Source organism: Pseudoalteromonas sp. HL-AS1 (assembly GCF_031198785.1).
GTDB classification, from domain to species: domain Bacteria; phylum Pseudomonadota; class Gammaproteobacteria; order Enterobacterales; family Alteromonadaceae; genus Pseudoalteromonas; species Pseudoalteromonas distincta.
Genome location: NZ_CP133570.1, coordinates 283,807 through 296,405, shown reverse-complemented (window position 1 = coordinate 296,405; position 12,599 = coordinate 283,807). Strand labels below are relative to the sequence as shown.

Below are 12,599 nucleotides of genomic sequence, written 5' to 3'. Positions count from 1 at the left end.
TGCATTTTGAGTAAGTAATTCATATTTTGGTTGTCAGCATCAACGCGATATTTGCAAATTAAAATTAAAAGCGAGAGATAAATTCCGGCTTACAATTTAAAAGCTACGCTTTTCGCGCGAGCAAGCTTCGCGCCTACAGGTGTTGAGCTTGGCCTTATTTAAAAGCCAAAGCGCGATATGAAATCGCACCTACGCTTTTGTTAAGAGCGATGTTTGCATTAATGTAGGTGAGGTTTTATACCTCGCTTAAAAATACATTTTTTACCACAGGAAAGTGAATTACTGTTCAATGTAGCGCTTAAAAGTAATGAGGCAATTAACTCTACTATTCGCCTCATTGCATGAGGCAAATAAATAACATAGACTGAAGCTAATTACCTTTAGGACTAATGATTATGTGGATATGGCAACTGCAAAACTGGCCAAACTTTACGTGGGATGCTGCAGCGCTTGCTCCTTTACTAAGGGATCTTTCATATAATCAAGGTTTATTAGTAGGGCGTATGGGCGCGCAAAGTGCTCAACAAAAGCAGCAGGCCCTTGATACCTTACTAGCAAATATTATTCACTCCAGTGCGATTGAGGGCGAAAAGCTCAATGCATTTTCGGTTCGCTCTTCTCTTGCTAAAAAGCTCAATATTAATGAGCAACCTTACCCAACAACAGTGCAAAGCGATAATCTTGCAGAGATTATGCTTGATGCAATAAATAACACAGATTCTGCGCTTAATTTAGAGCGAGTGCTTAATTGGCATCGCTTATTGTTTGCAGGTGAGCAAAGCTTATTTACTAAAATTGAGGGCGGGCAATTGCGTGGTGACGAGCCAATGCAAGTGGTATCGGGGCGCTTAGATAAACCGGTATTACATTTTACGGCGCCTCCTAAAGAGCGAGTAAATAAAGAGCTTTCGCTATTTTTTAACTGGTTTAACAAAACGCAAAACGGACCTCAAATAGATCCTTTTATTCGGGCAGCTATCGCACACTTATGGTTTGTAACAATACATCCACTTGAGGATGGTAATGGGCGTATTACACGGCTTATAACCGACCTAGCATTAGCGCAAGAACATGCTGAGTCAATTCGGTTTTACGCTATGTCGGTGGCTATTTTAGAAGACAGAAAAAGCTACTACGAGGTGCTTGAAGCCACTCAACGTGGAGAGCTTTGTATTACAAAGTGGATTAAGTGGTTTTTACGTACGCTTAATAATGCGATACACCATACGCTTAATAATATTGAGCAAACAATTTTTAAAACCAATTACTGGGCAAGTAAAGATCAAACAAAGCTAGGTGAGCAGCAAGTAAAAGTGCTTAATAAGTTACTTGATGGCCAATTTGAACAGGGTATTAGTGCGAGTCAGTACCAAAAGGTAGCTAAGGTTAGCCGTGCAACCGCAACACGCCATTTATCGGACTTGCAAACGCTTGGATTTTTAACAAAAACCGCCGCAGGTGGGCGTAGTACACGTTACAAAATTGCCTAATGAGGCAATTACACATATTATTCGCCTCATTGTGTGAGGCGAATAGGTGTTTGAATTGTTGTAGGTGAGGTTTATACCTCGCGGGTGTTTTTATAAGAACAAAGTGCGATGTAAAATCGCACCTACGGTTTTGTTCAGTGCAGTGGTTTAATTATTGTAGGTGAGGTTTTATCTATGAATCTTTGTTTAGCTCTGTAATCGCTTTAATACTAAATGCGTGCATAGTTGTGTAGTGTTGCTTTTTAATGATTGTTTTAACGATACTTTGGTCAATATTTAAGTAATCGTGAACAAGAGCATTTCGTAAGCCTATAATTTTACGCCATGACAGTAGTTCTGCCTCGCTCAAAAAGCCCAAATTAGTAAGTTCGCTAAATGTTTGATAGGCGTTGCTACTGGTACTACTTTTGTGCTGCTTTAGCCAATGCTTTGATAAACCAATACACACCTCGGTCATTAACTGTAGTAATCGCTCTGCAGCTCGGTAGTCTCTACTATTAAGTGAATCGATTTGACTGAGTTCGTCGAGTTCTTGCATATATTCGTCAATATGGCGTGTTACTTCACTTAAATAAAGTGTAATTCCGGTATCAGTCATGTTTACTCGCTATGGTTTCAAATTCGAACTGGCTATATATACGCTGCTGCTCTCTCATCGCTCTAACACTATTATTGCTTATAATTATTTTTCCATATTCAATAACGTTGAAAGCTAAATAACTTGGAATAATATTTATATCAACAATCGAAATAAGTTGTTCGTTAAGATTAAGTGCATTACTTATTTCAAGCTCAAGCTCTTTTGGCCTAAGGCGCTTATCGAACGATTCCAGATCAAAGTTTTTAAATGCTATGGCTAAGTCAATGTCACTATGAGGCTGAGCTGTCCCTTTTGCATGGGAGCCATATAGCCAAACTACATCAATGTCGGTGTTTTGATGTAAATACTCAATTATTTTTTGTATAACTTCATTTGCCACGAAAAAGTAACCATTGATAAAAACAGTAATAATAACCTATCAGTTTTATAGTGAACATTAAAACTGATATTTGTTTTATTTAATTTAAAAGCTTCGCTTTTCGCGCGAGCAAGCTTTGCGCCTACAGGAGTTTAGGCGGGCTTTGTAGCGTTGATTGGGAGTTATGATCCGTTACTAAAGAGCTAAGCGCGATGTAAAATCGCACCTACGGGTTTGTTGAGTGTGGTGTTTGAGTTGTTGTAGGTGAGGTTTTATACCTCGCATGGTGTTTTTATAAAGCCAAAGCGCGATGTAAATTCCAGCCTACAATTTAAAAGCCTCGGTTACCTCTTATTCCAACCGCGTTACTTTCACTTTTATTTTTCCGGCATTAGCGCCATAAAAGCGGCTTAAGTCGTTTGCAAATGGGCAAAACTCGCCAGATCTATCCATTTTAATATCGGCGCCGTTGGCTATTTCAAAAAGGTGGTCGTCGTTTTTATTTATAGCACCAATGAGTGAAAACCATTGTGCGCGAGGAAACCGTCTAAATGGTTCAAGCACGGCCATGGGGATTTCTTTTACGCCAAGTTGTACGTTGTCGCGGTTCCAGCCTAATGGCGTGCACTTTATGCCATCGTCAAACCAGTATTGATTTGGATATGGGGTAAAGCGGTACGTAGCGCCTTGCTCTAGCATGAGCCCGGTTGCGTTGTATTGCTCAGAGGCAAATACCATTACATCTTGGCTTTGGTTAATGCTCAGCACACTCATGTTTTGATTAGCCAGTTCTATATGTTGGCTTAAACCAATAAAACTGAGCGTGGTGTTGTCGTTGTAGCTAATTTTGTAATGCAGTTTTTTAAGCGATTCAGGGCGATAACTGGTTAGCTTATTAATACGTTCGGCTACGCTGTAGTGCACTAAAGGCTCAAGGTTGCTGGCTTCGTCATCAATTAATACATAGCACTCTCTATCTACTAATTTAAAAAACGGGTTAAACCAAAAGTAATTTTGTTGATGACTTAATGCGAGCGGATCGGGCGTTACGGTTACGTCATCTTGTGCTACTAAGTTGCTATCGGGGAGCAGGGTTTCGTAATCTATATCGTGGCTAGTAAGTAACGATATATTAAGCGGTTGCTCTATTAACCACTCAAGTGCGTAGCGCAAGCAAATATCGGCTAGGCCATCGCGGTAGTAACCGCCGCCAATGTCTGAATGCGCTCCTGCAAACCATAGCTCGGTAATATTGCTTTGATGGTTCATGAGTGTGGGTTCAAAGGCGCGGCGTTTTTCGTCAAGGGCTACGCAGTGCAGCGCGTGAGTAATGTTGTTGGCAATGGTGTGGTTTTCAAAAATAACGTGCTCTGCGCCGCGTGTGGCTTTACTTACTTTTGATAAGCTAATAGAGGCGACGGTATCAAACACACATACGTAAACATTATCAGCAATTAAAGGCTCTAGGATTTTGGCAAAACGCCTAGCAAGTGCACCGCCTCGGCTAAAACCCGTTAGCAGTATGGTATCGCCTATTAGGTAGTGAGCTTTAAAGTCGCTTAATGCTTGATTTAAAATACTGGCTACGTCGTCACCACGAGGTGCAAGGGTTTGGTTTAAAATACGTTTAAGGCGGCTGCCTTTAGTGCCAATACCTTGATAATAAAAACTGAGTTGGTTAGCAAAAGGAGTTATGGGGGAGTCTTCTAATTTACCGCCAAGCAGTAAATGCAATTTTAAAATGTTGGTAATATTAGAGTCTTCTTTAAAATGCTCTGAGCTAAATTGCTCTGCATCACGGGGCTCGTTTCCTGTGCCGTCAAAATTAAAAATTAGCGTTTTACCCGTCATAACCCAATTTCCTTAGTTGTTTTAAATACTCTACACAGACAATGTTAAATATTAAAGACAGTGATAACGCTCACTGTCTTTAATTTAGTATATATAGATTAGTGCAACTTCATTTTAGGACGCACTACACGCAACACTTTTTCGCTTATCCATAATGCAAAGGTTTTTGCGCTGCCATGTATGGCGCGTTGGTGCATACGGTATAAAGATATATACATAAAGCGAGCAATTTTACCTTCAATAAAAAAGGTATTGCTGGTTAGGTTACCCATTAAGTTACCCACGGTGCTGTAGCTCGATAAGTTAACCAGCGAGCCATGGTCGCTGTATTTAAAGCCGCGTAATGGTTGCTGCTTTAATGTTGCTATGAGATTTTTTTCGACGCACTGCGCCATTTGATGCGCCGATTGTGCGCGTGGTGGTACTTGCTTGCCATCGGCTTGGGTAAATGCGCAGCAATCACCTAATACAAAAATGCTTTCGTCAACGGTGCTTTGTAAAAACTCGTTTACCTGAATTTGATTGCTGCGAGTAAGCTCAAAAATACCTAAGTCTTTTATAAAATCAGGTGCTTTTACGCCTGCTGCCCATACCATTATATCGGCATCAATGTGTTCTTCGTCTTTGGTGATAAAGCCTTGTGCGGTACCTTCTTTTACTTGCGTTTGTTCGCGTACGTTTACGCCAAGTTTTAATAGCTCACGCTTAGCACTTACGGCAATGCGCTCAGGTAGTGCAGGTAATATACGTGGTCCGGCTTCAATCAAATGAATATGTAATCGCTTAGACGACATATTTGTTAAGCCATAAAGCTTTAATAGTTCAGACACATGATAAAGCTCAGCCGAGAGTTCAACACCGGTAGCACCGCCGCCTACAATGGCAATATTAAGTGATTGCTGTTGGTTATCGTCTTGATGAAGGCGGGTAAAGCTATCTAGTAATGAATGCTGAAAGCGCTCTGCTTGTTGGTTTGAATCTAAAAAGTAGCAGTGATCTTTTATACCTGGCGTATTAAAGTCGTTACTTACGCTGCCAATAGCAATAACAAGGTGGTCGTAGCGCACGGTGCGCTCGGGTAAAATTGTGTGGCCTAGCTCATCTAAAAGTGGTGCAAGGGTAACTGTTTTATTGCTTTGATCTATATTGCAAAAAGTACCAAGTTGAAAGTTATAGTGGTGTTTTGCAGCATGGGCTGAATACACAACGCCATCTAAATCGGGGTCAATAGAGCCTGTCGCTACTTCGTGCAGTAACGGCTTCCATATGTGGGTACGGTTTTTGTCTATTAGTAGAATTTCAGCTTGTTTTTTCTTTCCTAATTTATGACCTAATTGCGTTGCGAGTTCTAATCCGCCAGCACCACCGCCAATAACGACGATTTTAGGTGTAGTAATATTCATAACGTTGCCCTCAAAAATAATATACCCAAGTGATCTGTATTTTTATTAGTTTTTTAAGATGACTTGGGTATCAATAAATTATTTTGGCAACAAGCAGTTACTACTCATTTTATAGTGCTCTAGTTTGCGCTTAAATAAAGGTGATGTCAGCAAAAAATGCTGAATAAAGGCATATAAGTTATACTCACTTTCTTATAGTTTAGCTGTGCAGTTAAATTGCTGTTAAAAACACCGAAAAGGACATTTATGACCACGCCATTAATTCAATCACTTGAGCAGCACTTTGGTTTTAGCCAATTTAGAACAGGGCAACAACAAACTATAGAGCAGCTTTTAAATGGTCAATCGTCGTTGGCTATATTTCCGACCGGTTCGGGTAAATCGTTGTGCTATCAATTAACTGCGTTGCATTTACCAAATTTAACGTTAGTGGTTTCGCCTTTGCTTGCATTGATGAAAGATCAAATTAGCTTTTTAAATAGCAAAGGCATTTATGCTGCCAGCCTTGATTCGAGCCAAGATCAAATGCAAAGCAGCACCGTAATGAATGATGTGCGAAATGGTAAAATTAAAGTATTAATGGTGTCGGTTGAGCGTTTTAAAAACGAGCGTTTTAGAGAGTTTATAAGCCAGGTGGCGCTTTCGATGTTAGTGGTAGACGAAGCGCACTGTATATCTGAGTGGGGCCATAACTTTAGACCCGACTACCTTAAACTGCCACGTTACCGCGAAGAGCTTAATATTCCTTTAGTGTTGTTACTTACGGCAACGGCCACTAAAAAAGTAAAACGCGATATGGCAGAGCGCTTTGCTATTGCGCCTGAGTGCATTGTGCAAACGGGCTTTTACCGTGCTAATTTAGATTTAAGCGTGCTGAGTGTTAAAACCGCCGATAAAAACACCGAACTTGCCAATATTGTACGTGCGCAAAATGGCCCTGGTATTGTGTATGTAACGCTACAGCAAAGCGCCGAGCAAGTTGCTAATGTGCTAAGTGCACAAGGTGTGCACGCGGTGGCGTATCATGCGGGGCTTGAAGATACGCTACGCTGGCAAATTCAAGATGACTTTATGGCGGGTAAAATTAACGTAGTGGTGGCAACCATAGCCTTTGGTATGGGCGTTGATAAATCGGATATTCGTTTTGTTATACATTACGATTTACCAAAATCGATTGAAAACTACAGCCAAGAAATTGGCCGAGCAGGGCGCGATGGCAATCCATCAAACTGCTACACCCTTGCCAATTTAGATGGGCTAAATACGGTTGAAAACTTTGTATATGGCGACACCCCAGAGCTTAGCGGTATTGAATACGTAATTAACGATATTCGCCAAAGCCACCAGCAATGGGAAATGCAAGAATATAGCTTATCGAGCGAAAGTAATATTAGGCAACTGGCACTTAAAACCTTACTCGTACAACTAGAAATGCAAGGCGCTATAACGCCGCAATATGCCTACTACGCCGATTTTAAATACAAATTTTTGGTTGATAAAAACGAGCTACTAAGCCAGTTTGACGAGCAACGCCAAGGATTTTTAACACAAATATTTAGCCATACCGATTTTAAAAAAATATGGGGCACGCTTAATTTTGACTCCCTTACGCAAGCCGCGCAGGTTGATCGAAAACGCGTAGTGGCAGCCCTTGATTACCTAGCCGAAAAAAACCTAATAACGCTCGAAACCAAACGTATTACCCAAGTATACAAAGTGCATAGCGAGGTTATAAATAACCCAGAACTTGCCCAGCAACTTCACGACTACTTTAGTGATAAAGAACAGGCCGAAATTAAACGTATTGCTGCACTGGTACGCTTTTTTGAGCTACAAAGTTGCTTAAGCAATAACTTAGCGCGCTATTTTGACGATCAAAATGCACCACAGCAATGTGGGCATTGTAGTGTGTGTAGAGGCCATGCGGTTAAGCTTGAATACTCTATAGAGCCTGTATATATTGACGAGCAACTTATTTATCAAAAGGTAGATGAGTTTTTAGCGCATATGGCAGACAAAGGTAATCATAATGTGGGTATTGAAACCCAATGCCGCTTTTTAGCGGGGATGAGTGTGCCATTATTTGCGCGTAATAAAGTGCGCCAATTGAGTGGTTTTGCACTGTGCGAGCAAATGCGTTACAGCGATATTAAAGCAAAACTACTAGCGCGTTAAATTAGTTACTGTATCCTAGTGGCTTATTCAAAAAAGTAAGTCACTATGCCTCATATTGTTATTCCCGTTGAAAATATTTCTACTACCCCAGAGCCTGTTACGTGTGCTAACTGCCAAGCCTGTTGTTGCCAATTAGAAGTGCGTATAGTAACCGACACCGGCGTGCCTTTTAACTACATTGAATACGATAAATGGGGCAGCGAAGTAATGAAACGCGCTGACGACGGTTGGTGCCAAGCACTCGACCGCAATACGCTTATGTGCTCCATTTACGAAAACCGCCCATTAGTTTGCCGCGAGTTTGAAATGGCCTCAGACGAGTGTATTACTGAACGCGATTTAGCGGGTATATAGTCCGCTATTATTAAAGTACATAAACAACAAAGGGGCTTAAAAGCCCCTTTGTTTATTACTTACTATAAAAATTAAACTTTAAAGTAGCTAATATACTTTTTAAGCGTGTTTGAAAGGTCGGCTAATGCAACAGCTTCTTGAGCGTTACTGTTAAGCGACATGCTGGTTTCTTTGGACATACTGGCAATTTCTTCAACGCCGGTACTAATTTGCGCCACGGTGGCTACTTGGTTTGATGTTGATTCAACAATTTCCAGCACGTTACTTAATGAGTCATTAGCTTGTTGTTGTATTTGATGCAGTAACTCGTTTGCCTCATGGGTAAGCGTTAGGCCATTTTCTACTTGTGGTACTGTGGTTTCCATAGCTGTTACCGACGCTTGCGTGTTTTCTTGTACTTGCAAAATCATCTTTTCAATATCGCCTGTTGCATCACCAGTACGCTGGGCAAGTTGCCTTACTTCGTCAGCAACAACAGCAAAACCTCTGCCTGTTTCGCCTGCTCTTGCAGCTTCTATTGCCGCATTGAGTGCAAGCAAGTTTGTTTGATCGGAAATACTGCGGATCACACTTAAAATATCGCCAATGTGTTTTACATGTTCTTGCAAAACATTTACTTGGGTAACTGTGGCTTTTACGGTTACTGAAATTTGCTCAATTTCGGCTGCTACTTTTTGCACAGCAATACTACCTTGCTGCGATAATTGCGCTGTTATTTTTGAGTTATCTTCTGTTTGCCTAACTGAATCGGCTACGGCATGAATACTTTGGCTCATTTCTTCTAGGCTACTTACTGCCGAGTTTGTGTAAGTTACTTGTGCGTCAGCGGCACTAAGTGCTTGCTGCGAGCCAGACGCTACGCTTGCAGAGTGCGTAGAAAGCTCTTCAGATGAGTTAATAATGCTATCTACAATGGTTTTTAATTTAGATTGCATAACCCCTACAGAAGCCATCATGCTATTTGGGCAACACGACTGAACATCACCTCTTAAATCGCCTTGGGCAATAAGGGCAATTACTTCGGCGGCTTCTTGTGGTTCGCCACCTACTGACTTTCTGATCAGTTGGCTAATAACATACGCAACGCTTGCACCTATTAAAATTGCAAGCGCGGTGAGCGAAATCATCCAAATTTCAAATGAACTGGCAATATCGAGAGTATCAATAGTAGTGGTTTGATTTGCTTGCTCTTGCAGGTTTATAAATTGGTTTATAACATTTAGCCACTGGGTAAACGCAGGGCGCGCATCGGTTAATAAAATGCGTTTAGCTTCGTTTAGGTTTCCTGCATTTTTAGCGTTTATTACACCTTGAATAAAAGGCTGAGTGCGCTGCTCTATTTGATTTATTTTATTAATTAAAGCGCGCTCTTCACTATTCATATCACCCATTAGCTTAGCCATAGCGCGGCTTGACGTTTGGTAAAATGCGTTTAGCTCTTGTATGTTATTTAACACGGTACTTAAACTGCTTTGCTCGGTAATTAGCACTACGTCGCGCACGGCTATTGCTCTGTCGTGTACGCTGCCTCTGAAGTTAATTGCGTAACGTTGCTTTACCGAATTTACGTCGGTCATGTGGGTAATATTATTATTAATAAGGCTAACGCGCGAAATTCCAATAATGGTTAAAATAATCATCATTGATAAAATTACGCCAAAGCCGGTCGTTAAACGCATGTTTATGGTCATGGTTGATCCCAAGGCTGAGTCAATACGCGCAAGAGCAGCTTGTATTATTAGTGATTATTCTAAAACAATAGCAGCATTATGCCTTATTAATTAAAGTTTTATTAGCAATAAGGGATTGTTTGTTAATTTAGTTTACAAGCGTAACTTTAATGAGGAGTGTTTTTCAGGCATTAAAAAAGGGGCTAAATGCCCCTTAGTGTTATATATATATATTATAAAAGTAGTTAGTCGTACTTTGCTTCTAGCTCATTAGCTGTATGAAACTTCTCATGACTTTGTAATTGCTCGTCGTATTTAACGAGGTTTTTAAAGTGCGCTAATTGACCTGAGTTTTTAACTATTTCAACAATAAACGACATCATAAAGTCAGCGCCCGTTAGGGTATCGCCCACTAAATAACGTTTACCTTCAAGGCGGTCGTTAAAGTAGCTAATTACTTTAGCTGTTTCAGCGTCAGCATAGCCTTCTAAAAACTGCGTTTTAGCGCCGTCTTTTAGTACAAACATTTTAAGTAAAAGCGGTAAAATTGCTGAGCTTTCTGCAAAGTGAAGCCATTGCTGGTAGTCAACATATTCAGCGGTATCTACTTTTGGAGCAAATTTACCATTGCCGTATTTAGAAATAAGGTAGTCGGTAATAGCGCCTGATTCAGCAATAATTAAACCGCCATCTTCAATTACCGGTGACTTGCCAAGTTGATGAATATGCTTTAGTTCGTCAGGTGCTAGGAATGTGTCTTTATTACGCTGATAAGCCACAATTTCGTAGTCAACATCTAGCTCTTCTAAAAGCCAAATTATACGTTTAGAGCGGGATTTATTTAAATGGTGTAGTTTAATCATGTCAGTCCTTTTGTGGCTTGTAAGGGCTTTGCCTTACAAGCCGTATAAAATTAAAGTGGGTTATTAATTTTAACCACAGTTTTACCAAAGTTTTTACCGGATATCATATCGTTGAACGCGTCTACTGTATTTTCGATGCCTTCTACCATGTGCTCCCGGTATTGAATTTTTCCGTCTTGTAGCCATTTTTGCATGTCTTGTGCAAACTCGTCGTAACGGTCGCCGTAATCATCAAAAATGATAAAGCCTTGCATTTTAATACGCTTAGTAAGCAATTGACCCATTAGCATACCTAAACGGTCTGGGCCTTCTGGTAAGCTAGTTGCGTTATATTGCGATACTAAACCACACAATGGTACGCGCGCTGCTGTATTTAGTAATGGTAATACGGCGTCGAATACTTTACCGCCCACATTTTCGTAATAAACATCTATGCCGTTATCACACGCTTTTTCTAGTTGGTCTGCAAAGTCATCAGCTTTGTGGTCAATACAGGCATCAAACCCTAGTTTTTCAACGGCGTGTGCACATTTTTCGCTACCACCAGCAACACCCACTACTTTACAGCCTTTAATTTTAGCTATTTGACCAACCGTTGCACCTACTGGGCCTGTTGCTGCTGCAACAACTACGGTTTCGCCTTCTTTAGGCTGGCCAATATCAAGTAAACCCATGTAAGCAGTAAAGCCAGGCATACCCATAATACCTAATGCGTATGAAGGGTTTGCAGGCTCTTTACCTAACTGCATTAAGCCTTCGCCGTCGGTAATGGCGTAGTCTTGCCAACCTGTGTAGGCAAGTACCCATTCGCCTTCGTTAAACTTATCGTTTTTAGACTCTTCTACTTGACACACAGTTGCGCCAACCATTACATCGCCAATATTAACAGGGTCAGCGTACGACTTAGCATCACTCATACGACCACGCATATACGGGTCTAATGATAGGTAAATAGTGCGTAGTAAAACTTCGCCATCTTTTAATGCAGGAAGCTCTACCGTTTTAAGTTCAAAGTTTTTTTCGTTCGGGGCGCCATTAGGGCGTGATGCTAAAGTAAGTTGACGACTAGTTGCAGACATAAAAATCTCCTCTTAAAGTGAATGTACTTAGCGAATGTTTATGCGTTAAATTAATATCTAACCTAAACAATAGTGCGCGCTAAGTAGTGTAAATATATATTTTTACCTCAATACATTAGCTTTGGGCGAGGTACTGGTAATTCAAGCTTTGCAGAGTATTTATTCTAAATGGTTTATTTTAGCTTGCTAAAAATATGGCTATTGTAAAATACCCCGTTTTTATAAATGGCCTGTTTAAGCACAGCCTCTTGCTCAAAGCCGCTCTTAGTAAGTGCTTTCATAGAGCCGGTATTACCAGCAAACACGGCACCAAAAATTCTGTTTAAGTGTGAGCTTGCAAACGCTTCATTGCATATAAGTTCAATAGCGCGAGTAATAATACCTTGCCCCCAATAGGCTTTATTAAGCCAATAACCAATTTCGCCATTGTGGCTGTATTCAAATTCGCCGGGAGTTATACCAATACAGCCCGCAAATTGCCCATTTACAACAATGGCCTTAGCCGTTGCATCAATTACGCCGTTTTTTGAGCCTTGGTTTATCCACCAATCAGCATCGGCTTTCGTATACGGAAACGGAATTTTTGACGATAGAAAACGCGTTACCTGTTCATCATTTAAGGTGTTAATAATAAAAGGCGCGTCTTGGGCTTTAAACTCTCTGAGGGTGATCATATTTTTTCATAAATTTTTAGTATGCACACTAACTTAACAATCATTTAAGAGTTAAACAATCAGAACCTAAATTAAACGCTT

General features: G+C 40.6%; 11 protein-coding genes. 3 read left to right on the top strand and 8 right to left on the bottom strand.

The genetic code is table 11. From position 1 onward, the window contains the following. The first annotated feature begins 395 nt into the window (after positions 1-395). A complete protein-coding gene (locus tag RB214_RS18340; protein ID WP_309169462.1) occupies positions 396-1,490 on the top strand; it encodes a Fic family protein in 1,095 nt (364 codons plus the stop codon). Positions 1,491-1,662: 172 nt separating this feature from the next. On the opposite strand, the gene RB214_RS18335 is transcribed toward RB214_RS18340, so the two are convergent. The 4 genes from RB214_RS18335 to RB214_RS18320 all read right to left on the bottom strand — a co-directional run bounded on the left by RB214_RS18335 (position 1,663) and on the right by RB214_RS18320 (position 5,703). Further along, positions 1,663-2,088 carry a DUF86 domain-containing protein gene (locus RB214_RS18335; protein ID WP_002962076.1) on the bottom strand — a complete coding sequence of 142 codons (426 nt, stop codon included), beginning with the start codon at positions 2,086-2,088 and terminating at the stop codon, positions 1,663-1,665. After that, the gene (locus tag RB214_RS18330; protein WP_165744182.1) at positions 2,081-2,470 is read right to left on the bottom strand and encodes a nucleotidyltransferase domain-containing protein; all 390 of its coding nucleotides are present in this window, start codon (positions 2,468-2,470) and stop codon (positions 2,081-2,083) included. The genes RB214_RS18335 and RB214_RS18330 overlap by 8 nt, the downstream gene beginning before the upstream one ends. Before the next feature lie 330 nt (positions 2,471-2,800). Then, the gene (locus tag RB214_RS18325) at positions 2,801-4,300 is read right to left on the bottom strand and encodes a DUF2235 domain-containing protein (RefSeq protein WP_309169412.1); all 1,500 of its coding nucleotides are present in this window, start codon (positions 4,298-4,300) and stop codon (positions 2,801-2,803) included. Positions 4,301-4,398: 98 nt separating this feature from the next. After that, positions 4,399-5,703, bottom strand: coding sequence for an NAD(P)/FAD-dependent oxidoreductase (locus RB214_RS18320; protein ID WP_002962796.1), 1,305 nt, complete (start codon positions 5,701-5,703; stop codon positions 4,399-4,401). 246 nt (positions 5,704-5,949) lie between these two features. Here RB214_RS18320 and RB214_RS18315 point away from each other — a divergent pair, with 246 nt between their 5' ends. Continuing rightward, positions 5,950-7,878 carry a RecQ family ATP-dependent DNA helicase gene (locus RB214_RS18315; protein WP_309169411.1) on the top strand — a complete coding sequence of 643 codons (1,929 nt, stop codon included), beginning with the start codon at positions 5,950-5,952 and terminating at the stop codon, positions 7,876-7,878. A 45-nt stretch (positions 7,879-7,923) separates the two neighbouring features. After that, positions 7,924-8,232 carry a YkgJ family cysteine cluster protein gene (locus RB214_RS18310; RefSeq protein WP_002962790.1) on the top strand — a complete coding sequence of 103 codons (309 nt, stop codon included), beginning with the start codon at positions 7,924-7,926 and terminating at the stop codon, positions 8,230-8,232. Positions 8,233-8,303: 71 nt separating this feature from the next. Here the strand turns inward: RB214_RS18310 and RB214_RS18305 are convergent, their stop codons facing one another. The 4 genes from RB214_RS18305 to RB214_RS18290 form a co-directional block, all read right to left on the bottom strand. Continuing rightward, positions 8,304-9,923 carry a methyl-accepting chemotaxis protein gene (locus RB214_RS18305; protein WP_309169410.1) on the bottom strand — a complete coding sequence of 540 codons (1,620 nt, stop codon included), beginning with the start codon at positions 9,921-9,923 and terminating at the stop codon, positions 8,304-8,306. Between the two features lie 224 nt (positions 9,924-10,147). Next, positions 10,148-10,765 (bottom strand): glutathione S-transferase family protein, encoded by a 618-nt coding sequence (locus RB214_RS18300; RefSeq protein ID WP_002962787.1) that lies wholly within the window; start codon positions 10,763-10,765, stop codon positions 10,148-10,150. Between the two features lie 50 nt (positions 10,766-10,815). Beyond that, complete coding sequence (locus tag RB214_RS18295) at positions 10,816-11,844, bottom strand: NADP-dependent oxidoreductase (RefSeq protein ID WP_309169409.1); 1,029 nt, start codon at positions 11,842-11,844, stop codon at positions 10,816-10,818. Between the two features lie 173 nt (positions 11,845-12,017). Next, entirely contained in the window at positions 12,018-12,518 is a 501-nt protein-coding gene (locus RB214_RS18290; protein ID WP_309169408.1) for a GNAT family protein, read from the bottom strand. Positions 12,519-12,599 lie beyond the last annotated feature (81 nt).